Annotated in this window: 23 protein-coding genes; 15 read left to right on the forward strand and 8 right to left on the reverse strand. The window is 46.4% G+C overall.

What is annotated here, in order from left to right; translation table 11 throughout:
• Positions 1-38 precede the first annotated feature (38 nt).
• Positions 39-1,604, reverse strand: coding sequence for a discoidin domain-containing protein (locus FN124_RS28515; RefSeq protein WP_142688201.1), 1,566 nt, complete (start codon positions 1,602-1,604; stop codon positions 39-41).
• 165 nt (positions 1,605-1,769) lie between these two features.
• Between FN124_RS28515 and FN124_RS28520 the strand changes: the two genes are divergently transcribed.
• The 3 genes from FN124_RS28520 to FN124_RS31860 all read left to right on the forward strand — a co-directional run bounded on the left by FN124_RS28520 (position 1,770) and on the right by FN124_RS31860 (position 3,462).
• The gene (locus FN124_RS28520; protein WP_260607623.1) at positions 1,770-2,507 is read left to right on the forward strand and encodes a DUF2167 domain-containing protein; all 738 of its coding nucleotides are present in this window, start codon (positions 1,770-1,772) and stop codon (positions 2,505-2,507) included.
• Between the two features lie 181 nt (positions 2,508-2,688).
• Complete coding sequence (locus FN124_RS28525; protein ID WP_142688203.1) at positions 2,689-3,201, forward strand: YybH family protein; 513 nt, start codon at positions 2,689-2,691, stop codon at positions 3,199-3,201.
• Positions 3,202-3,318: 117 nt separating this feature from the next.
• Positions 3,319-3,462, forward strand: coding sequence for a DUF4287 domain-containing protein (locus tag FN124_RS31860; RefSeq protein ID WP_376765857.1), 144 nt, complete (start codon positions 3,319-3,321; stop codon positions 3,460-3,462).
• Here FN124_RS31860 and FN124_RS28535 read toward each other — a convergent pair.
• The gene (locus FN124_RS28535) at positions 3,459-3,902 is read right to left on the reverse strand and encodes a DoxX family protein (RefSeq protein WP_142688204.1); all 444 of its coding nucleotides are present in this window, start codon (positions 3,900-3,902) and stop codon (positions 3,459-3,461) included. The two genes, FN124_RS31860 and FN124_RS28535, sit on opposite strands and share 4 nt — an antisense overlap.
• Before the next feature lie 142 nt (positions 3,903-4,044).
• On the opposite strand from FN124_RS28535, the gene FN124_RS28540 reads away from it, so the two are divergent.
• The 10 genes from FN124_RS28540 (at position 4,045) to FN124_RS28585 (ending at position 12,823) form a co-directional block, all read left to right on the forward strand.
• Complete coding sequence (locus FN124_RS28540) at positions 4,045-4,551, forward strand: SGNH/GDSL hydrolase family protein (RefSeq protein ID WP_142688205.1); 507 nt, start codon at positions 4,045-4,047, stop codon at positions 4,549-4,551.
• A 137-nt stretch (positions 4,552-4,688) separates the two neighbouring features.
• Positions 4,689-5,264, forward strand: a complete 576-nt coding sequence (locus FN124_RS28545) for a TerD family protein (protein ID WP_142688206.1) — start codon at positions 4,689-4,691, stop codon at positions 5,262-5,264.
• A 21-nt stretch (positions 5,265-5,285) separates the two neighbouring features.
• Complete coding sequence (locus tag FN124_RS28550; protein WP_142688207.1) at positions 5,286-5,972, forward strand: TerD family protein; 687 nt, start codon at positions 5,286-5,288, stop codon at positions 5,970-5,972.
• Between the two features lie 110 nt (positions 5,973-6,082).
• On the forward strand, positions 6,083-6,721 hold the full coding sequence (locus tag FN124_RS28555; protein WP_142688208.1) for a vWA domain-containing protein: 639 nt from the start codon (positions 6,083-6,085) through the stop codon (positions 6,719-6,721).
• A 17-nt stretch (positions 6,722-6,738) separates the two neighbouring features.
• On the forward strand, positions 6,739-7,374 hold the full coding sequence (locus FN124_RS28560) for a vWA domain-containing protein (RefSeq protein ID WP_142688209.1): 636 nt from the start codon (positions 6,739-6,741) through the stop codon (positions 7,372-7,374).
• Between the two features lie 11 nt (positions 7,375-7,385).
• On the forward strand, positions 7,386-8,015 hold the full coding sequence (locus FN124_RS28565; protein WP_142688210.1) for an AIM24 family protein: 630 nt from the start codon (positions 7,386-7,388) through the stop codon (positions 8,013-8,015).
• Positions 8,015-9,070, forward strand: a complete 1,056-nt coding sequence (locus FN124_RS28570; RefSeq protein ID WP_142688211.1) for a TerY-C metal binding domain-containing protein — start codon at positions 8,015-8,017, stop codon at positions 9,068-9,070. The genes FN124_RS28565 and FN124_RS28570 overlap by 1 nt, the downstream gene beginning before the upstream one ends.
• 16 nt (positions 9,071-9,086) lie before the next feature.
• Entirely contained in the window at positions 9,087-10,490 is a 1,404-nt protein-coding gene (locus FN124_RS28575; RefSeq protein WP_221887950.1) for a PP2C family serine/threonine-protein phosphatase, read from the forward strand.
• 13 nt (positions 10,491-10,503) lie between these two features.
• Positions 10,504-12,012 carry a helix-hairpin-helix domain-containing protein gene (locus FN124_RS28580; RefSeq protein ID WP_142688213.1) on the forward strand — a complete coding sequence of 503 codons (1,509 nt, stop codon included), beginning with the start codon at positions 10,504-10,506 and terminating at the stop codon, positions 12,010-12,012.
• Positions 12,013-12,037: 25 nt separating this feature from the next.
• The gene (locus FN124_RS28585) at positions 12,038-12,823 is read left to right on the forward strand and encodes a MeeY/MeeF family manganese export membrane protein (RefSeq protein WP_142688214.1); all 786 of its coding nucleotides are present in this window, start codon (positions 12,038-12,040) and stop codon (positions 12,821-12,823) included.
• Between the two features lie 80 nt (positions 12,824-12,903).
• Here the strand turns inward: FN124_RS28585 and FN124_RS28590 are convergent, their stop codons facing one another.
• Genes FN124_RS28590 through FN124_RS28615 form a run of 6 tightly spaced genes read right to left on the reverse strand, consistent with a single transcriptional unit; the run spans position 12,904 to position 17,769 of the window.
• On the reverse strand, positions 12,904-13,866 hold the full coding sequence (locus FN124_RS28590) for a hypothetical protein (RefSeq protein WP_142688215.1): 963 nt from the start codon (positions 13,864-13,866) through the stop codon (positions 12,904-12,906).
• A 13-nt stretch (positions 13,867-13,879) separates the two neighbouring features.
• On the reverse strand, positions 13,880-14,980 hold the full coding sequence (locus tag FN124_RS28595; RefSeq protein WP_142688216.1) for a toxic anion resistance protein: 1,101 nt from the start codon (positions 14,978-14,980) through the stop codon (positions 13,880-13,882).
• 55 nt (positions 14,981-15,035) lie between these two features.
• Positions 15,036-15,650, reverse strand: coding sequence for a TerD family protein (locus tag FN124_RS28600; protein WP_142688217.1), 615 nt, complete (start codon positions 15,648-15,650; stop codon positions 15,036-15,038).
• Between the two features lie 34 nt (positions 15,651-15,684).
• A complete protein-coding gene (locus FN124_RS28605) occupies positions 15,685-16,239 on the reverse strand; it encodes a TerD family protein (RefSeq protein ID WP_142688218.1) in 555 nt (184 codons plus the stop codon).
• Positions 16,229-17,071, reverse strand: a complete 843-nt coding sequence (locus tag FN124_RS28610) for a phosphoribosyltransferase family protein (protein ID WP_142688219.1) — start codon at positions 17,069-17,071, stop codon at positions 16,229-16,231. The genes FN124_RS28605 and FN124_RS28610 overlap by 11 nt, the downstream gene beginning before the upstream one ends.
• The gene (locus tag FN124_RS28615) at positions 17,071-17,769 is read right to left on the reverse strand and encodes an HAD family hydrolase (protein WP_142688220.1); all 699 of its coding nucleotides are present in this window, start codon (positions 17,767-17,769) and stop codon (positions 17,071-17,073) included. The genes FN124_RS28610 and FN124_RS28615 overlap by 1 nt, the downstream gene beginning before the upstream one ends.
• Positions 17,770-18,373: 604 nt before the next feature.
• On the opposite strand from FN124_RS28615, the gene FN124_RS28620 reads away from it, so the two are divergent.
• Together FN124_RS28620 and FN124_RS28625 are read left to right on the forward strand one after the other, a co-directional pair.
• On the forward strand, positions 18,374-19,207 hold the full coding sequence (locus FN124_RS28620) for an ester cyclase (protein ID WP_185937437.1): 834 nt from the start codon (positions 18,374-18,376) through the stop codon (positions 19,205-19,207).
• A 312-nt stretch (positions 19,208-19,519) separates the two neighbouring features.
• Complete coding sequence (locus tag FN124_RS28625) at positions 19,520-20,920, forward strand: hypothetical protein (protein WP_185937438.1); 1,401 nt, start codon at positions 19,520-19,522, stop codon at positions 20,918-20,920.
• Positions 20,921-20,951: the final 31 nt, after the last annotated feature.

Here is a 20,951-nt window from a genome sequence, read left to right on the forward strand (position 1 = left end):
AATACCGTACCCTGTTTTTTTATTTTTGAGAGATGTGATTACCAGGCCCCCAACTCTGAAAGGACCGCATAATGCGAGTCCGCGTAATTGGAAGCGGTCACGATTTTGATATACCTGGCGGAAACAGTCGCCCCAAATGAGATATACTGTTTACCGTTTACATTCGCCAGCGTATAGTTACCCCTCGGTGTGTAGGTGATATTATCGGTGCTGGTGAATACTGAAATGTCTTTTAAGGATCCGTTCAGGTTGAAGCGTTGCTGGAATGCCAGTCCCTGTATAGACTGTATGGCGCCCATGTTTACAATCACCGTATGCGGATGCGCCGGTTGTACGGATTTCCATTGTGTATGCCATATCGTTTCCTGGTCATTGTCCAGCAGGTTGATGGCAGGGCCATCGTCTTCCTGGCTGCTTACATAGGCAATGCTCCAGGAAGATTTATTCAGTTCATCTTTGCTGATATCCAGTACAGGTTCGTTGTTTACAAAAGTATACGGGTAAGAGATCTCCGTAGAAGAGCCGTTGGTATACAGGAAGAGGATACGCAGGGTGTAATTGCCTGTTTTTTTATGGAATTCGCTGATGGGCATGCTCAGCTGTATACTGTCGCCCGAAGGCGCGGCTACCCATGGAACGGCGTCGTAGTTGCTTCCTCCTTCGGGATCGTTATATACGTTTACATTATTCACCGTTTGCGTGGAGGAGAATTTCACTTTCAGCACAATATTACCACCGGTATAACTGGCTTTGATAATATTGATGGTGGTGTTTCCTTCTTCATAAATACCTGTGGCGGTACTGGTGCGGAATACCTGTGAGTTGTTGAGAATAGCGGCGCTGGCAGCAGTAAGGAAGGTGGGGCTTTTTCCGTAGGTATAATTACCGCTTCCCATGAGAGCCGTGCCCTTCGCCGGATCCGCGGCTTCAGATACTTTTTCTTTATTATGCCGCAGGTTAAGGCCATGACCCAATTCATGCATAAGGCCGCCTATCCATTTGGTAGCGCGGTTGCCCAGCGTGGTATTTTGCCCGAGGTAGCTGGTGTCCATTTCTGCATAGTCCAGTGCAAAGCACCAGCGGCCCACACCGTAGAAGGGTACGCCGCCGGGATCGCCGTCGAAGGCATAGGTACTGGCAGGCATGATCACCAGTGTGTGCTCACTGTGCTTATCTGCCGGGTGTGCGGCAAACCAGGTGTTCAGTTCATCGATGACAATATAGCCGCCTCCATCATAAAGGTAGCTTGTTTTGGGTAGTGCGCCTTTTACTACGCTGATCTTCACCTTACCGGCGGAATCCAGCCGCAGCCCGAAGGAGCGGTTGCCATAGCCGTAATAGTTCATCCACTTGCTGTAGAAACGTTGCCCTTGCAGCAGGATACCGTTTAGCCGTTCCCGGTAGTGCGCGATAGTATCGCCATCGGAAGGTACAAAGTAAACCACATTCAGATCATACGCGCTGGGCGTAAAGTTTTGCAAACCTGATTTGTTTTTGTCGGGTGCAGGCTGGAATTCCCCGCCGGGGGTTCGTTTACAGGCCATAAAAAGGGTAGGCAATAATAGCATGCCTGCTAACATGGAACGAAGGTTTTTCCTTTTCATTGTTCAGATTTATTGATTAACAAAAAACGGCAAGAATCGATAAGTTTGGTTTAAGACTTTCTGGGTTACGCGGTGATACGTTTCACAGATTCAGGTAAACTAAATTAAGGAATTGTTTCAGAAAGAAAAAAAATAATAAGGGGTAGAAAGTCATGGCGTACTTTAATCTCCCCGCCGGGCTATGCCTTTATTATCGAATTTGAAGATATTGGCTATGTAAAAGACGATGACGCGGAAAAGATTGATTATAGTGAAATGATGAAGAACATGCAGGAAGGAGAGAAGGAAACCAATGAAGCACGCGCTAAAGAGGGTTACCCGGGTATCCACCTGATTGGATGGGCGCAGCAGCCTTTCTACGATAAGCAAAATAAAGTACTGCATTGGGCAAAGGAGATCCGTTTCGACGACCAGGAAGGTGGGCACACATTGAACTATGAAATCCGTATCCTGGGCCGCCATGGCGTATTATCGCTCAACGCCGTTTGTAAAATGAGCGAGCTCCCGCTGGTGAAAGCAGATATCAATAAGGTATTGCACATGGCTACCTTCACGCAGGGAAATACTTATTTTGATTTTGATCCTAAAATGGATAACGTGGCGGCTTGGTCTATCGGCGGGTTAGTGGCAGGTAAGGTACTGGCGAAGGTAGGTTTCTTTGCTATTTTGCTGAAGTATCTCGCTGCCGGGTGGAAATTTATAGCACTCGGATTTATAGCGCTGCTCGGATCTTTTAAACGTCTTTTCAGCCGGAAGAAAGCGGAAAAGGAAAGCGTTGCTTTTACAACAGGGGCAGGCGAGCCGGATGAAGCCAATGGTAATGGTGAACCGGGTAGTTCCAATGAAATAACAGATGCTCCTGCTTTGCCTCCGTCGGAAAATAATCCCGGAGAAAAGCCCTGATTAAAACAGGACAATATATAAACAAAGAAGCTGCCTCAAAATTACTTTTGAGACAGCTTCTTTTTGTTTCTACCGGTAAAAAACTTGCTTTTACCGGCATGATGCTGCCATTAACCCATTTGTACTAGGCGGTGGTAAGGCAACCACCTATTTTCGTATCCATATTCAAAACCATTATCGTATGAATGAAGCATATGAATTGAATGCGATCAAAGCGGCCAACAATGCCCTCTATCACGCTTTCCGGACGCTGGATTTCCGGGGCGCTTCGGTACATCTCACAGAAGATTGCGACTATATTACATTTAATGGCATGCACTTAAAGGGACGGGAGGAATATATTACAACGCACGAGCAGCTGATGAACAATTTTATATTCAAGGGAGCCAGGCTGCATGGCCATATCCGACAGGTGCGTTTCCTCGATGAAAATGTGGCGTTGGTAATAGCTACCGGCGCTATCCGTTTCCGCTGGCAGAAGAAGGTACCTGAAAGCCGCCAGTCGGTGAACACTACAGTATGGTTGAAAAACCCGGAAGGCCAGTGGCAGATGTCTGCTTTTCACAATTGCCGCATTAAGAAAATGAACTGGCTGGCCAGGTGGATCATGGGGGCAACAAAAAAAACAACCCTGGAAAAGAAGCCGCAAATCACCCCGGTATTGTCGCCCCTGTATGTTTACCTGAATGAGTAATTTTGTTTTAAGAGATACTTCTCACAGGATCATTAAAAAAACAAACATTATGTCATTCCAGGCTTATTTAGACAATATCAAAACAAAGACGGGCAAAACCGCAGCCGATTTAAAAAGCTGGCAGAGAAGAAAAAATTTCTCCGGAACGGCGAACTGGCGGTAAAAGCAGGCGAAATTGTAACCTGGCTGAAAGAAGAATACGAACTGGGGCACGGCCATGCCATGGCAATATTTGCTTACTTCAAAGGGAAACGTGACTAAGCGCTTTTCCTTATCCCGTCTATACTCCAGCGGTATGCCGGTAAGGTGGACAATAAAAAACTACCGGCGCTGGCAGTGAGCACAGAATAATTCAACGGTGCAGCTATTCCCAGCGCTATGGTCATAGCCAGTGCAAAACCAAGCAGTAATACACCGCTGCCAATAGCGGCCCATCGCGTCCGGAAACCGGTGATCAGAAGAATAGCAAAAATTATTTCTGCCCCGGAAGCTATCCCCGCAAAAATTTCCGCTACTGAATAGGGGAGAAAGAACATCAGCTGAGCAGCATATTGCATAAAATGCTGCCAGTCGCCCCAACTCACATGTGATGCGCCCGGAGGCCCCCATGCACCCAACCTGTCGAGCCCCGCACACAGATAACTGGCGCCTAACCCTACGCGTAAAAAGAGTTGGGATATATCCTGCTTGATAGTCATCATGTAATAATTTTTGATACGCAAAAATAACGCAGACCCCGTTGAACAGGATAGTCCAGTTTATAATCGGGTAGTAGTCCAGCTATAAATTTCCCCGGCTTTTAACGAATATGATTAATTTCAGTCCCTGAAAAAATATACCCGCATGAAGAAATGGCTGACAGGCTTTCTTATCGCAATAACAATAGCAATAACAGTTACCGCTTTTCCACCCCGGAAAATAACCTGGGTGGCTATCGGCGATTCCATCACCTATCTCAATGAGCACCGCGATGAAACCGGGAACCGGATCACCAAAGGATACATGACAAGGGTAACCGAAAAGCTGCCGCATATACACTATATCAATAAAGGTTACAACGGCTGGACCTCCGGCGGTATAGCTGATGCCATAGAAAAACTGGACCTGTATCATAACAGCGGCATCACCCTGGGAAATATGGTAAAGTATAAACGCCTGAAAGACCCCGCCACGGGGAAATACAGGGATTATCAGTGGCCGGATTATAAGGATATTCCTTTTCATCCCGGTACAGATGAATATCCGTACCCGGTATCTGCCATCGATATGACCTACGACGGGTTGCATCTTTCAGATAAAGGATTTGCTGTTATTGCAGATATGCTCGTGAAAATAATGAAACGTTATTAAACGTGCCATAGCCTGTTCTATTACTGAAAATCAAACAACATTGTTAACTTGAAAAGTTGGTTAATCCCAGGGAAGGCTGTTGCTATACATACTATGCAATAAATATGCTATATTACCCCAGGTTTAAATCTTAAATAATGGCGATTAACTTACAAAAAGGACAACGGATCGATATCGGCCTTTCCAAAATCAGTATTGGTTTGGGCTGGCATCCTAATGAAGGCACAGGTTCAGATTTTGACCTGGACGCTTCCGCATTTATGATCGATGAAACCCGGCACATTATCCAGGAAGAATTTTTTATTTTCTATGGAAATACCGATTCCCCGGATGGGGCTTTACATCATACCGGTGATGATCCTACCGGTGGAAACAGTGCAGACGGCGATGATGAAACCATCCAGGTAGATCTTACCAAAATAGATCCCCGTGTAAGGGAAATCTTATTCGTGGTAACCATCCATGAAGCCATCAGCAGGCGACAGAACTTCGGACAGGTAAGGGATTCATATATCCGTATAGTAGATGATTCCAACGGCAATGAAATTGCAAAATATGAACTGGGAGAAGATTTCTCTATTGAAACAGGTGTGGAGTTCGGACGGTTGTACCTGAAAGATGGCAAGTGGAAATTTGAAGCATCCGGTATCGGCTACAGGGAAGATCTGGCTTACTTCTTATCCAAATATTTTAAAGGTCAGATTATTAAATAACCCCCTGATAAACCATCACCTATGGCTATTAACCTGGTAAAAGGTCAGACGATTGACCTGCGTAAAAACGATAAAGGAGAAGAATTTGACTTGTCGACAGTCACCATCGGATTAGGCTGGGATGTAAGACAAACCAAAGCCAAAGAAGGCGGCTTCCTCGGGAAACTTTTCGGCACCGAAAAAAAGGAAGAAGAATACGACCTGGATGCAGTGGCTATGCTGCTCGACAGCAATGGGAAAGTAGCCAACCTCGGCAGAACCGTGCAAACAAGGGATGGCAGATCCGTGGGTTTGTATGAGGGAGATGTGATCTTCTTCAATTCTATGCGCCACCCCTCCGGTAATATCTGGTTAACCGGCGATAACCGCACCGGCGCAGGCGACGGCGATGATGAACAGATCATCATTAAACTGGATCAGATGGAAAGCAAATACGACAAGATCCTGTTTATGGTAACCATCTATAACGGGCGCGCCAATAACCAGCACTTTGGAATGATCGGGAACGCATTTATCCGCGCAGTAGATAAAAAAGGAAAGGAAATAGCGAAGTTCAGCCTGTCGGGCGACAGTACCTACAACGGTATGTGCTCTATGACATTTGCTGAGATCTATCGTAAAGACGGCGCCTGGAAATTCAGGGCCATCGGTAATCCGCATCCGTCCGACAGCTTCGTGGATGAATTAAAGAAGTTAACCTACTCCTGATAACAAAAACACCTATATTCAGCATAAATCCATCCTGCGGAACAATATGTGCCGCAGGATGGAATGTTACCCTTTTCAACACGCCATCATTGGTATTAAATTAATGCAGTATGAGAAGATTACCCGTGTATCTTTTGTTAGATACTTCCGGTTCTATGAATGGAGAACCTATTGAGGCAGTGAAAAACGGGGTACAGATAATGATCAATTCATTACGTCAGAACCCACAGGCCATTGAAACCGCATTTATCAGTATCATCACTTTTGATAGCGCTGCAAGACAGATAGTGCCACTCACAGATCTCGCCTCTTTCCAGGTGGCAGATATAAAGGCAGGCGGCACTACCGCCCTGGGAGAAGCATTGCAACTGGTAAGTAGCTGTATCGACCGGGAAGTGGCTAAAACCACCACCGAGCAGAAAGGCGACTGGAAACCCCTCGTATTCATTATGACCGACGGCATTCCTACTGATAACTGGCAAAGCGGCCTGGCTGCATTCAAACAACGCAAAGTTGCCTACACCGTTGCCTGCGCAGCCGGCTCCGGTGCAGATACCACCGTGCTGAAACAGATAACGGAAAATGTACTGAGCCTCGATACTACAGACAGCCAGAGCATTGCCCGCTTCTTTACATGGGTAACTGCCTCCATCGGCGTTACTTCTACAAGAGTGGAAGACACCGGCAAGGAAGTGATAGGGCTTAACGAGCTCCCGCCACCACCAGCGGAACTGAATATTGTGGTTTAAGAAACTAATATTTTGACATGCGACGACTACCGGTATTTTTTTTATTGGATACCTCCGGATCAATGTACGGCGAGCCCATACAGGCGCTTAACAACGCATTGAGCGGCATGGTAAATACCCTGCGGATGGATCCTCAGGCAATGGATTCCCTGTGGCTCAGCATCATCACTTTCGACCGCGAGGTAAAAGAACTGATGCCGCTCACAGAACTGGCCAGTTTCCAACTGCCGGAAATCACCTGCCCGCAAAGCGGTCCAACACACACAGGATATGCCCTGGAATTTCTCTATGCAAAAGTAAACAGCGAAGTGCGCAAAGGTACCCCAACGCAAAAAGGCGACTGGCGCCCTTTACTGTTCCTCTTTACCGATGGTAAACCCTCGGATCTGCAGCTGTACCGCAAAATGGTGCCGCTGGTGAAAAGCCTGAACTTCGCCACCATTGTGGGGTGCGCCGCAGGAAAGGCTGCAGACGATGGTATGCTGAAAGAACTGACCGATACCGTTGTTCATCTCGACACGGCCGACAGCGCCACACTTAAACAATTCTTTAAGTGGGTATCAGATACCATAGAGCAGGGAAATAAAAGCATGGGCACCTCGGAACAGGTAACACTGCCGCCGCCCCCGGGCGAAGTGAATTTAGTCATCTGATAATAAAAAGAATGAATGTAAAATTGATCGGGCATGATTTTAAATGTCTCGAAGTGGAGTTATCCCAGCAGGAAAAATTTTTTTGTGAAAAAGGCGCACTGATCTATTATGAAGAAGGAATTACTTCAAAGGTCAATGTATTCGATAAAGGTGTAGCCGGGCTGATTAAAAGAAAATTAACCGGTGAAAGCATCTTCCAGGTAGAGTTGTGCAATACCAACCTGGATCCGCGGAAACTGGTGGTGGCAGGTAAAGTAGGGCTGTTGCCGGTTAACCTGAAACAGATCACTACCGGCATTGTTTGTAAAGCAGGCGCTTACGTGGCCTCCTCCGATAAAATTGATATTGATGTAAAAATGAACCTTACTTCCCTGATCGGCGGAACAGGCCTCATTATGCAGAAAGTAACAGGGTTCTGTACTGTTTTTTTAGATGTGGTGGGCACGCCCATTACACTGGATCTCGCACCGGGACAAACCGTTTTTGTAGATGAAAAAAGTTTCATCTGCATGAATGCCGATATGGTAAACCGGATGTCGTCCCATTTCTCGGGAAATAACCTCCTGGGCGGAGAAGGGTTAAGTATGCTCAAGATTAGCGGTCCGGGTACAGTTTATATCACTTCTGTAAATTTTGGATAATGAGAAGACTTCCAGTTTATTTCCTGATAGACGTCTCCGAATCAATGGTAGGAGAGCCCATCCAGCAGGTGGAAGAGGGCCTGGGACAAATCATCCAGGCACTGAAAACAGATCCCTATGCCATAGAAACAGCCTGGGTATCTATCATCGTTTTTGCCGGCCAGGCGAAAACACTGGTGCCCCTACAGGAAATCATCAACTTTTACCCGCCGCGTTTCCCCATTGGCGGCGGCACCTCTTTAAGTAAGGGCCTGGGACACCTGATGTATGAATTGAGGAAGAACCAGGTGAAAACCACTTACGAAGTGAAAGGCGACTGGAAGCCGATCATTTTCCTGTTCACCGATGGAGTGCCTACGGATGATACCAGCGCCGCTATCGCGGAATGGAAACAGAACTGGCAGCGCAGCGCCAATATGGTGGCCGTTTCTTTTGGCGATGAGGCAGATACCAATGTGCTGAAAGAGCTTACGGAAAATGTGGTGCATTTTAAAAACAGTTCCCCCGCCGCTTACAAACAATTCTTCAAATGGATCACCGATTCCATTAAAACCAGCAGCGAAAGCGTGGAGAAAAATGCATCGGGATTTGAGTTATCGAAAATACACGACACAGATACACTGTCGAAAATAGATCTCTCAAAACCTGTGCCCCCACGTGGTTATACAGACAGCAACTTCGTGGTAATGGTAGGGAAATGCCAGCATATGCAGCGCGATTATCTCATCAAGTACCGCCGTGCGGAACAGGACGCGGAATTATACGGGCTGAATCTTAGCCGGCTGTATTATAAGCTGGTAGGCGCTTTCCAGGTAGATAAAAACTACCGGGAACTGTCTGATGATAATGTAAAGCCTGCCAGCATCAACAGCGAGGAACTGATCGGTAACCCCACCTGTCCCTGCTGCGGCAACCAATGGGGATTTGCCCTTTGCTCCTGTGGCCAGATCCACTGCATAGGTGATGAAAAAATGAGTACCTGTCCCACCTGCGGCACTACCGCCTCTTATGGTATCAGTGAAGGTGGGTTTGATGTAAACCGTGCCCAGGGCTAATCTATAACATATAAACATGGGACGGTCTTTTATCCAGGAATTGTTTAAGGCAAATAATATTACGGTAGACAGTCGCCGGCAGCACCTTTTCGACGCATTTGTAAATGACGAAAAGAACCTGCTGGCAGTGAAACTGATCATGGAAAACAAAAAACTACTAATGGATACCTGGCAGTTTAAAAACAGGTTGGCCGATATTCAGCAACAGCCCGTAAGCATTCCCAATGCTACGGCAGGAAAGCCTTACCTGGCGCAACTGGACTTCGGGCAACTGAAATGGAACGACTTTACCTATTTCCATATCGACGGCCTGGAAGGTTCCGGCCTGCAATATGATGCAGATAAGAAACAGATCAGCGGTACTCCCGTGAAAAGCGGCGATTTTAAACTGGTGCTGAAATACCGCATAGAAGGGGAAACCGATACCACGGCGCTCAATGAAAAAACAGTGCCGCTGGTGATCAATCCCAACCCCAGGTCGCTCTGGAAAAATATAGAAAGCGATAGCACCGATCCTTACTGGAAAGAAGACAACGTGACCGCCACAGCCTCATTAGGCGATAAACAGCTGGTAGTAGCCTCCAAAAGAGGCCGCTCGCATGCCAATACCGGTGCATTCCGTGAAGACGACTTTGCTTTCAGACATTTTGCAGATACAGGCTGGAGCATACTGGCCATGTCCGACGGAGCCGGCAGCGCCAGGCTGTCCCGCGCAGGATCGCGTGTTGCCTGTAACTCCGTGGTGGAATATTTTGAACATCTTCTCACTCCTGAGCTAAACGCCACATTTGACGCGCTGATTGCAGATCATGCTTCCGCTACAGACGATAAAACACAGAAAGAGCTCACCCGTTTTGTATACGATAATCTCGGCAAAGCGGCGTTCACCGTGCATAAAAAGCTGGAAGAATTTGCCGGAAACTGCGCGGCGCCGTTGAAAGATCTGCATTCCACGCTTATATTTGTACTTTTAAAAAAATACGCATCCGGTTATGTGATCATGAGCTTTGGCGTGGGCGACTGCCCCATAGCCCTGATAAACACGGAGTTTTCAGAGGTGACATTGCTGAATAAGCTCGATGTAGGGGAATTCAGCGGGGGAACCCGGTTTATTACCATGCAGGAGATCTTTAAAAGTGATACATTTGCTACCCGCTTCGGATTCAGGCTGGTGCCCGATTTCTCTTACCTGATGTTAATGACTGACGGTATTTATGATCCCAAGTTTGAAGTAGAAGCCAACCTGGAGAAACCGGCTGCCTGGAAAGCACTGCTGGAAGACCTCGGCGGCCGGAATGATGACCATGTAAAAGTTGACCTGGCGCCCCATACACCGGAAACCGCCGGCCAGCTTTCTGCCTGGATGGACTTCTGGAGCCCGGGCAATCACGACGACAGAACCTTAATGATCATCAGCTAAGTATGCGGATTATATGAGCACAAAAACGGTAAATTCAGTCATCAACGCAGGGAAAAGTTACCAGTACGTGGATAACGGGGAACCTATGCGGGGTGGCATGAAAGACGTTTACTTCAGCCCGGATAGATCTTACGTGGTGGCATTTTACCGTGATGCACAGGATTTCGCCTCCAGGGAACGGCTGCGGAAAATTGTGACAGATTATTATAACAGCTTCTTTAACAGGGAAGGGGGCGACTACTACCGGGAGCTTTATTGCTGGCCAACAGACATGGTGGAAGCAGATAAAAAAGTAGGCCTTGTAGTACCTTGCTATCATGCTAACTTTTTCTTTAAGAAAGGTTATGCATCAAACGACCTGATTAAAGGAAAGGAAAAAGAAGGAAAATGGTTCGCTTCCCCCAAGTTCAGGAATAAACAATTTACGCTGCGGCTGGATGAGGCTGAACTGGGCAACTGGCTTAGTTATTTCCAGATCTGCGTGAATATTTCCAGGGGTGTGAAACGCCTGCATGCCGCGGGCCTGGCTCATTCGGACCTATCGTATAAAAACGTACTGGTAGACCCGGTGAGCAAATCGGCTGCCATCATTGATATCGATGGCCTGGTGGTGCCTGGCCTGTTTCCGCCTGATGTGATCGGCACCGCCGATTTTATTGCGCCGGAAGTGCTGGCCACCAAGCACCTGGACGGGAAAGATCCGGGCAGGAAACTGCCCAGCCGCCTTACTGACCTGCATGCGTTGGCAGTGATGATCTATATGTACCTGCTGTACCGTCATCCCTTGAAAGGAGGGAAGATCCATGATCTTGACACAGAGAAAGACGACCTGCTGTCGATGGGAGAGAAGGCCCTGTTCATAGAACATCCACAGGATGCTTCCAACCGGCCTAAACTGAACCAGGTAAACCCGAAGGAATTGCCCTGGGCAGACGTAACAAAGCTGCCATACACCATTACAGGCCCTTACCTGAAGGAACTGTTCTACCAGGCGTTTGTAACCGGTTTGCATACCCCCACAGAGCGCCCGCCGGCAGAAATGTGGGAACAGGCGCTGTTGAAAACAACGGACCTGATGCAACCCTGCAGCAATGCCGCCTGTGAACAGAAATGGTACGTTTTTGATAACACCCATTCGCCCAAATGCCCTTTCTGCGGCACACCGCATAAAGGCACGCTGCCGGTGCTGGACCTGTATTACGAGTTTAAACCAACTGTTTGGAAACCGGAAAATCACCGGCTCATGGTATATAATAACCAGTACCTTTTCCAATGGCATGTAAACAGGAACATCATCCGCAATGAACGGCTTACCGCTGCACAAAAAGTACCGGTAGGGTATTTTGTTTTTCACCAGGGAAAATGGGTGCTGGTAAACCAGCAGCTTACTTCTTTAAAAGACCTGACGGATGACAAAGAAATTCCCATCGGTTCAATGGTGGAGCTGACAGATGGAAAAAGACTCCTGCTGTCGAGAGAAGAAGGAGGAAGAGTTGTGATAATAACTATTGCCAACAAGTAGAAACCTATATAAAAAATAAAGTGAAATGAATGAATTAATCCAACAAATTATTGACAACCCAATACCTTCAGCTATTGTTGTCGGGAACCTCGTTATTATTGAAAGCTTACTGTCGGTAGACAATGCCGCTGTACTGGCTACAATGGTAATGGACCTGCCCGAAAAACAGCGCGACCGTGCACTTAAATACGGTATCCTGGGCGCTTATGTGTTCCGCGGCCTGGCTATGTTGTTTGCGTCCTTCCTGATCAAGATCTGGTGGTTGAAACCATTGGGCGGTCTATATCTCCTTTACCTGGTATTCAGCTGGTGGAAAGATAAAAAGGCAGAAGGCGAAAAAGAAGAAGAGAACATCGACAAAGGACAAAACTGGCTATATAAGGCAACAGTAGGTGCGATCGGTCCTTTCTGGGCCACGGTGGCGCTTGTGGAACTGATGGACATGGCCTTCTCCATAGATAATATTTTCGCAGCGGTAGCATTTACCGATAATATATTACTGGTATGCCTCGGGGTATTTATCGGTATCCTGGCCATGCGTTTTGTAGCACAGGCTTTCGTAAAGCTGATGACGAAATTTACCTTCCTGGAAGGAGCGGCGTATATCGTTATCGGTATCCTCGGTCTTAAACTGAGCCTCTCTATCTATGAGCACTTCTTCCCGGAATCAGGCTTAACCCATTTCCTGGAAAGCTCACAGGCAGACGTTATCACGTCTATCCTAACCGTGGGGATCTTTATTGTTCCGATCATTACTTCGGCACTGTTAAACTTCCCTAAAAAGACCCCTTCTGCAAAGTTGGAAAAATAAGATTACCGGTAAGCACCGGGTCAGTTTAATAAAGGTTTCTGAAGCGCCAGTCTGCGGACTGGTGCTTTTTGTTTACCTGCTTAAATTACATTGGTGTTCAGCATGGTTTTCAGGATATTGGTCTGTACATCAAACCGGCCGATCTGTTGGAGGAAATCAACATCGGAGATCTTCTCATAGTATTCCTTCAGCAGAGCCTGTACATTATCTGGGATCACTGTTTTCAGTACATTGGCCCGGCTCATCAGGTTATCGTTCTTATCCGTTAATTCCTGTATAAGCCTTGCTTTTTTGGAAAGGGTATTGGTCCAGTCAACGCCTGGAATAGTAGACAGGTCGCAGAACAGGAAGAGATTTTTTGCGGGGAAGAAGAGAAAATAGCGGTCCATATTCAGGAACCGGTATACTTCAAGTACTAAATTGCCGGCAGCAAGCCCGCAATAGAATTCGGTTTTGAAATCCATTTTGCACAACAATCCCATCAGCTTTCGCTGTATGATGGCAGAGTTGTTACGGTATACTTCAGAAGGGTTGAATTTAATCAGCTCATTGAGCGCGTCGGGGGAAATATCAAAATAGAAATCCTGCGAGAAACGCGCACTGAAGGCATTGATATTTTTGGAGAAAGGGTAGTCGTCGGAGTTGTCTGACAATACCTGGAACAGCTTGCGCAAAGATAAATTGATTTTCAGGGACTGCTTCTGTTTATCCAGATGGTAATTCTTTTCTGAAAAAACACTGTCGCTCATACTGGCAATCAGGTCCTTGTTGATCTGTATCTCATCATATAAAATACTCACGTTCCTTTCATTGCTGGCCTTTATTTTTCTCAGCAGGTCAATTACCGTGGCGGTATATTGCAGGTGAAAAAGCTCCAGCTTATTAATATCCAGTTCAGGATTGGTTTCAAATAATTTATGGACAACCTGGCTTCGGAGATAGATCTTGTATATTATCTCCTCTTCAAAAAAAGTGGACAGCAACTGTAATTTGCTGATGGTTTTATTTGAGTCATTTAATATTATTGCCAGGTTATCCTCCATTATTTATCCCCCGTTAGCTAACGTTTGTTACATTTTTCTTCAGCTCTGTTTCCAGCGTCTTCAATTCACCGTTCAGCACTTTCCTGCTTTCGGTGCCCTGTTCGTGGATCTTCTTCACTTCATGCAGCGTTTCAATCAGCGATTGGGTGGTTCTTTTCAGCGTTTCAATAGATACTACTGTTTTCTCATTCTCCTTTGCTACTTCTATGCTGTTTTGTTTCAGCAGGTCGGCATTCTTCTGGAGAATGGTGTTGGTGGTTTCAGACACCTTCCGCTGCATTTCCACGTTGGCTTTCTGTCTTTGCAGCGCTACCGCAATGGTAAGCTGGTTTTTCCAGACAGGGATGGTAGTGGAAACGATGGACTGCGCTTTTTCCGCAATGGAAGTATTGTTGTTCTGCACCAGCCTGATCTGTGCCAGTGATTGCAGCATAATAAAGCGTACAATCTTCATATCGGCCAGCCGCTTGTCCAGGCGGGTAATAAAATCCCGCAGGTCCGCAATCTCATAATCATTGTAATTGGCGGCGTTCACTTCCATCTCTGCCAGTTGCTGGCTGAGCTCATTGTATTTCAGCTGACCTGAAATAATGAGATCTTCCATTTGTTTGATGTAAGATACGTTACTGTCAAACATGGTTTGCAGGGAACTGTTGTCTTTCAGCGAGTTGATCCGGCCGGCCTTGATCTTGTTGGTGATTTTATCAACATTGCTGATCACCGTATCGTATTTCTGGAAAAGCTTTTTGGCATCAAATACAAGCTTCTTCAGAAAAGGGATCTTCGAGATAAAGCTCTGTAAAGCGCCCTGGTTCAGCTCATCCACATCAATATAATTCAGCTCCGTAAGCAGATCGTTGATCAATCCGCCTACTTCACCGGAATTATAGGTACGCACGGAGCTCAGGAACTCGTTACTGTATTTTTCCATTGAATTCTGTACTTCCGTACCATAATTCAGGATGGAGTTGACGTCGGTGGTAACCAGCGATTTACTTATTTCCCCGTATTTCTTCGCATCGTCCGGCGTAATGACAGACAGATCCACGTTGCCATCTTTGTCGAGACGCACCGGGGGAAGTGTTTGGTCGGTAGTATTTGGATTTGCTTCCATAAGGTATCTGATTATAAATTGATATTTTCTTTATACCAGGTATCAAAAGTAAGGGTTACAGGTAATTCTGCGCAACGGTATTCACGGTTTCCTGCAATTTTTTATCTTTTGTAGGCTCGCCGATCGCGTTGAATTTCCATTCCCCGTTCTTCTTGTAAAACACGCCCATCACCATGGATACATGTCCTGCAAAGCCGGGGCCGCTGGCAATATCGTAGGTGGCAAATATTTCATTCACACGGGAAGGCGTGCCCTCGTAAATGCGGATGGAAGCAAAGGGAATGGTACCGAAATCGTGCCCGCGGAAGCTGTTCAGTACAAACGCCACGTAGTTGGTGTTCGGATCCAGGCGGGAGAAATCGAGTGTGATCACTTCATTATCCAGGCCGTCGTTACCGTTCAGGTCGCCGGTAAGGTCGTCGCCGCTGTGTTTTACGGCGTTGTCTTTGGATCTCAGGTTACCGAAGTACACCACTTCCTGCAGTTGTTTCTGCTCTGTGAACATAGCGCAGCTGCCGTCCAGGTCTACCGCTTCCTTGGTTTTAGACAAGCCGAAGAGGCCTTTCTTTTCAATAGCGCCCCAGTTGATACCTACACAGATATTCTGGAGTTTGGCGCCATTGCTTTTTTCGAGATTTATACGCTGACCTTTTTGAAGATTGATTGCCATATTGATCTTATATTTTTAGATATAGTAGTAAGGATTAGTTGTATTTGTTCAGGTAGTCCTGCAGGCCGCCCTTCATGCCAACGCCTACTGCTTCAAATTTCCATTCGTCGTTACGTTTGTAGATCCTGCCGAATTCTACCGCTGTTTCAATAGAGAAGTCTTCTTCCAGTTCATATTTCAGCAGCACTTCGTTGGTAACGGGGTCGAATATACGTATAAAGGAATTCCTTACCTGTCCGAAGTTCTGCCTGCGTGTTTCCGCTTCATGGATGGTAACCACTATGCATATTTCAGTGATCTTCGGATCTGCTTTAGCCAGGTCAATTTTGATCTGTTCATCATCGCCGGTGCCTTCGCCGGTAAGGTTATCGCCGGTATGCTCTACGCTGCCATCTGGTGTTACCAGGTTATTGTAAAAAATAAAGTGCTGATCAGATAATATCTTTTTATTTTCTCCCATTACAAACAGGGAGGCATCCAGATCGAAGCTGGTGCCGGTAGAAGAAGCATTTGCGTCCCATCCCAGGCCAATTACGAATTTGGGCGCATTGATCGTTTGCCGCTGACCTTTTTGCAAATTAATTGCCATGTTGTAAGCTTTTATGTTTTCTGTTAAATAAGTAATTTTTGATGAAATTCAGATTTTTCTGGTAAACTTCTATCGTATGATAGCCATTTCCCAGGGCCATATTATACAAAAGATTTACGAATTTATCCGTTTGATTTTGCAGGAAAATACAAAATGAATCGAAATCATAATTCAGGATATACTTTACAATCCTTGTATTAATGAAGAAATGTTCGCCCTGGATGATCTTTTCCAGGTGGAAAATAGACTTCACGTAATGATAGTTCAGGTAATTTTCAATGTTGGGATGAATGCTTTTATTCTGCAGCTCTGCATAATACAGCAGGTATATATCATTGGAGAGGTCGTACGCATCCACCATTTTCAGGATCATCCTTTCATGGCCCCCGGTGATCCGGATATCATCCAGGAAGATCACTTTTTTCCCCATCAGGAAATGCCGGTCTATATGAAAGCTGTCGTTGCCGATCAGCTTTAACCGTTGTTCTGCATCCAGTTCACCGTAATCCTCCTTGTAGGTGATGGTGCGGTGTACTTTGGTTTCCTGTAGAACCGGGTGCCCATGCGCCGCCAGCCACCTGTTCAGCTGGAAAACGAAATAGTTTTTCATGGCAAAGGTGGCCGTTGGTATAAAAGAGTAGGGGCTGGATACCACCACAAACTGCGGCACTTCCTTTCCTTTCAGGTGATGCTCAATAAAACCGTCTGCCAGGCCGGTACCAAATTTTTCAGCAACCGCATCGTCCCCGAATTTAAAACGGCTGTAGTCATCGGGCGAAAACCCAAAAAATTCCGCGTTGGTGATCTTATGAAGTGAATAGGTTGTCGTCATCAGTTAACTAAGCTTGAGATACATTGATTATTGGAGTTGACCAGTAAAGTATGAATGCCTGCCACCTGTGCGCCATCGATATCTGCCTTTATATTATCGCCAATATGTATGATGTTACTTAGCGGGAGGGCCGGGTCTTTTCTTACCTCAGCCACATTGTCGAGCATAAGCCGGAACATTTTTTCATTGGGCTTCGACATACCTGTTTCATCTGAATACAGCTGGAAATCGAAATACTGTTCCAGTTCCAGCTCCTGCAGCACCCTTCTCAAAGTACTGCCCTTTATAAAGGCGGTATTACTGAGCAAACTAACGGTGCGGTCGGGCGATTCTTTTATCCTGCGTAATGTTCTTACGGTTTCTGAACAATAAATAACCGGGAGGTATTTAAGCACCAATGCGTCCATTTCCTGGTAAAGGGCCGCCAGGTCGATGTTCCCGAAGGCGTTGCTGTAATCATTCATTTCACTGATCACCATGAGGTACATTTCTTCCGCATCAATATTACCGCCCGTTTTTTCATTGATGGCATTGCATAGCAAGTCTACCCTGCGGAATATGCGGCCTACCTCTTCCTGCGTTTTTTGGTGTTGATTGAAATGGTCGTAAAAAAACCGGGTCCTTTCCTGTTTAAATAAAGGATTCGATTTTATTAAAGTTAACCATAGATCAAAAGAATAATGTTGGTATGTGTTCATGTACTTTTTTAGCTTTTACGTCACAGCGGCATTTTGCCGTTTCCCTTTAGCAGCATACTGTCCGGCTAATAACATTAATATAAGTAATATTCAGGTGCTCCCGTTTAATCTTTTTGTTATTTATTAAGGGTTAATATAAAAAGCCTGCACACGGCCTTTTTCAAGCTTCTAATATAGGATTTTATCTTTCACGAAGCCGGAAATTTCAATTTTAAGGTGTTGGTAATAAGTTAATTTAGATTTTAACTTATCTAGTTTGTAGTGGATTGTCCTGTTTAGTATTGCCATTGTTATCATGTATTCCTGATCTTTTCAGTGCGTCATTTTCCCCTGTATTCATAATAAAGCCCGGGCGTCCTGTTCTTTCCCCCGGATTTCTCCTGGTATACCCTGTTCCTGTCACGCGCCTGTATACGCGGCTTTTCAACGGCTAAACTACCAAAAAGCAACTATTCTTCACCTGCGGAAATTCCCAGGTAGCAGCTGTTGTTTTTGGCATGTTCTGTGATCCGGGCGCCGGCGCACCCTTGAACCGGCGGGCAGATCAATGATTTTTTACAATCCCCGGGCTGGCAGGAGCAATACTTTTGTGAAAAGAAAAACAATGAGATCAGTTCATAGAGCGATATACCTGGCCATGGCACTGCTGCTGCCGGTACTATCATTTTCACAGGAAAAAAGTATTCATCAGCAAAAAGAAATTATGGAAAAGAACAAAGCCATTATACAGGATCTGTATGAAAATGTAATGAATAAGAAAGATATGAGCTTACTGCCGGTGATCGTATCAGAAGAATATACCGGGCCGGAAGGAAGTAAAGGAGTAGCGGGTTTTACCGCACCCATAGCGCCGCTCATTGCGGCCTTTCCCGACATACAATGGAAAATATCCTCACTGGTGTGCGACGGCGATAAGGTAGTGGCAAAATGGACCTGGTACGGCACTCAAACCGGTACCTACAGAAATATTCCCGCTACCGGGAAAGCCATTCATATCAATGGTATAGCCATTTATGAATTAAAGAACGGGAAGATCATCGCGGGCGAAGTACAAACAGACCGCCTGGGATTTTTAACTGCATTGGGCGTATTGCCGGCGGACATCGCCACTGCACCGGTAAACGAGCAGGTACAGTTCATTGATAAATTCCTGGTGCCACCTGCCGGTATTGCAGCGTTCAAACAAAGGGTGGCGGTGAACCGTCAGTTTATAAGAACATTACCGGGGTTTATTTCCGACGTTGCCTATGAGCACTTCGATGAACAGGGGAACCTTGTTTTTATAACCATTGCACAATGGGAAAACAAGGCAGCTGTAGCCAGCGCCAGGGAACAGGTGCAGGCGGAGTATAAGCGGTCGGGGTTTGATATGCCTGCTATGATGAAACGCCTGGGCATTAGCATGGACGGGGGATTATATACCCGTGCAACAGAATAACGGTCGCCCATACCCGCGTAAAGAAATGTATATCCACACAGCAGGATAACGGTCATCCATATCCGCGATACCCACACAGCGAAATAACGGTCACCTATACCCGCGCCAAAGGAGTGCAGCCCGTTGCACTCCTTTGGCTGTTTAAGATCTGTTTACAATTGTTTAAATTCTGTTGACAGGTTACGGTGAAAAGATGTGTTAACTTATATACCTGAACAACCAAAACTGAACGGTAACATCATCACCTGGTGCTGTTACGTATAAATTGAAAACCCGAAACCCCCTTTTATTATTCATCTAAAAAAACACAGTATGAAAACTTTATTGTTTGCTGCAGCATGCATCACGCTGGGCATACTGACCGGATGCGGAAAGAAAAGCGCTCCCGGCAACGACCTTCAACCCGTTACCCAAAAAAAAGAGCTGCAGGTACTGGCAACGCCGCCTGCCACCTGGCAGGAGCACTGGTTTGAGCACCAGCAGCTGCTGAACCGCGTTTTTTATGATACCAGTGTAGCGGTATATTTTGATAATGATGTAAACAGCAGCATCACCTGGCCCAACACCTATCTTGCGCAGGTATGGAACTACACTAAAAGCAGGTACGGCGCCTTTGGCGACGACTCCCGCCTTTTTGCGATCTTTCACTCCGGCAAGTATTCCGGAGGGCATCCTTCCACGTACATGGATGGAGGTCATGATTACCGCAACGTAATAGATGTGGGATCTTCCGATCCCAATGCATGGATTTCAGGCGTTGGCAACGATATCGATCTTACCACGCACGAGGTAGGCCATATTGTAGAGGGCGCTTCCAAGGGCGTGCACGGCTCCCCGGCCTTTGGTATATGGCACGACAGTAAATGGATGGAGATCTACCAGTATGACGTGTACCTGGCCCTGGGCCGCAGCAGCGACGCAACCCGCTGGTATAATATGAAGATCACGCAAACAGATGCTTTTCCCCGCGCAGGCACCTACTGGTTCAGGGACTGGTTTTATCCTGTCTACACCAATTATGGCGGCGCTGCTACGCTGAATAAATTCTTTTCACTGCTGGCACAGCACTTCCCAAAACAAACATTCAACAACGGCATCACTACCTATCCTGAATACAGCCGCGGGCTTAACTTCGGCGAGTTTGTGCATTACTGGAGCGGCGCTGCCAATAAAGACCTGAAGCAGCTGGCGCTTACTGCCTTCGGTAATAAAGATGAACAGGGCAACGACTGGACCGCCCAGCTGAAACAGGCCAAATCAACCTTCTTCGGCATTACCTATCCATCGGATGATATTACGGGCGCCGGTACTATCACGGTGAGCAAGGAGAACGGGGGCGGGGCTTCCGCTGCGGAGGGCTCGCTGAAACTGACCGACAATGTTTACAGCACCAAACTGTTCGTAAATTCAGTGCCCGCCGATTTTAAAATGCAGCTGCAATTCACCACGGAGCAAACCGTAAAATCATATACCCTTACTTCCGGTGATGATGCCATTGACCGCGATCCGAAGAACTGGCAGCTGAAGGGCTCGGATAATGGTACTACCTGGACTGTACTGGATACGCAAACCAACCAGGTGTTCAGCGCCAGGAATCAAACCCGGCAATTCGCTATTGCCAATACCACTGCATATAAATATTACGCCGTGTATGTAACAGGCACCAATGGCAGCGTGGATTTCCAGCTGAGCGAATGGAGGCTGTTTAAATAACTGAAAGGGGCCGTTGCGTAAAAAAGTAATG

Source organism: Chitinophaga polysaccharea (assembly GCF_902150045.1).
In the GTDB taxonomy this organism is placed as follows: domain Bacteria; phylum Bacteroidota; class Bacteroidia; order Chitinophagales; family Chitinophagaceae; genus Chitinophaga; species Chitinophaga polysaccharea_A.

Excerpts from the sequence above, each read along its gene's own strand:
- FN124_RS28515 (WP_142688201.1), bottom strand. The coding sequence starts at position 1,604 with ATGAAAAGGAAAAACCTTCGTTCCATGTTAGCAGGCATGCTATTATTG.
- FN124_RS28525 (WP_142688203.1), top strand. The coding sequence starts at position 2,689 with ATGAATGAAGCATATGAATTGAATGCGATCAAAGCGGCCAACAATGCC.
- FN124_RS28535 (WP_142688204.1), bottom strand. The coding sequence starts at position 3,902 with ATGATGACTATCAAGCAGGATATATCCCAACTCTTTTTACGCGTAGGG.
- FN124_RS28540 (WP_142688205.1), top strand. The coding sequence starts at position 4,045 with ATGAAGAAATGGCTGACAGGCTTTCTTATCGCAATAACAATAGCAATA.
- FN124_RS28545 (WP_142688206.1), top strand. The coding sequence starts at position 4,689 with ATGGCGATTAACTTACAAAAAGGACAACGGATCGATATCGGCCTTTCC.
- FN124_RS28550 (WP_142688207.1), top strand. The coding sequence starts at position 5,286 with ATGGCTATTAACCTGGTAAAAGGTCAGACGATTGACCTGCGTAAAAAC.
- FN124_RS28555 (WP_142688208.1), top strand. The coding sequence starts at position 6,083 with ATGAGAAGATTACCCGTGTATCTTTTGTTAGATACTTCCGGTTCTATG.
- FN124_RS28560 (WP_142688209.1), top strand. The coding sequence starts at position 6,739 with ATGCGACGACTACCGGTATTTTTTTTATTGGATACCTCCGGATCAATG.
- FN124_RS28565 (WP_142688210.1), top strand. The coding sequence starts at position 7,386 with ATGAATGTAAAATTGATCGGGCATGATTTTAAATGTCTCGAAGTGGAG.
- FN124_RS28570 (WP_142688211.1), top strand. The coding sequence starts at position 8,015 with ATGAGAAGACTTCCAGTTTATTTCCTGATAGACGTCTCCGAATCAATG.
- FN124_RS28575 (WP_221887950.1), top strand. The coding sequence starts at position 9,087 with ATGGGACGGTCTTTTATCCAGGAATTGTTTAAGGCAAATAATATTACG.
- FN124_RS28580 (WP_142688213.1), top strand. The coding sequence starts at position 10,504 with ATGAGCACAAAAACGGTAAATTCAGTCATCAACGCAGGGAAAAGTTAC.
- FN124_RS28585 (WP_142688214.1), top strand. The coding sequence starts at position 12,038 with ATGAATGAATTAATCCAACAAATTATTGACAACCCAATACCTTCAGCT.
- FN124_RS28590 (WP_142688215.1), bottom strand. The coding sequence starts at position 13,866 with ATGGAGGATAACCTGGCAATAATATTAAATGACTCAAATAAAACCATC.
- FN124_RS28595 (WP_142688216.1), bottom strand. The coding sequence starts at position 14,980 with ATGGAAGCAAATCCAAATACTACCGACCAAACACTTCCCCCGGTGCGT.
- FN124_RS28600 (WP_142688217.1), bottom strand. The coding sequence starts at position 15,650 with ATGGCAATCAATCTTCAAAAAGGTCAGCGTATAAATCTCGAAAAAAGC.
- FN124_RS28605 (WP_142688218.1), bottom strand. The coding sequence starts at position 16,239 with ATGGCAATTAATTTGCAAAAAGGTCAGCGGCAAACGATCAATGCGCCC.
- FN124_RS28610 (WP_142688219.1), bottom strand. The coding sequence starts at position 17,071 with ATGACGACAACCTATTCACTTCATAAGATCACCAACGCGGAATTTTTT.
- FN124_RS28615 (WP_142688220.1), bottom strand. The coding sequence starts at position 17,769 with ATGAACACATACCAACATTATTCTTTTGATCTATGGTTAACTTTAATA.
- FN124_RS28620 (WP_185937437.1), top strand. The coding sequence starts at position 18,374 with ATGAGATCAGTTCATAGAGCGATATACCTGGCCATGGCACTGCTGCTG.
- FN124_RS28625 (WP_185937438.1), top strand. The coding sequence starts at position 19,520 with ATGAAAACTTTATTGTTTGCTGCAGCATGCATCACGCTGGGCATACTG.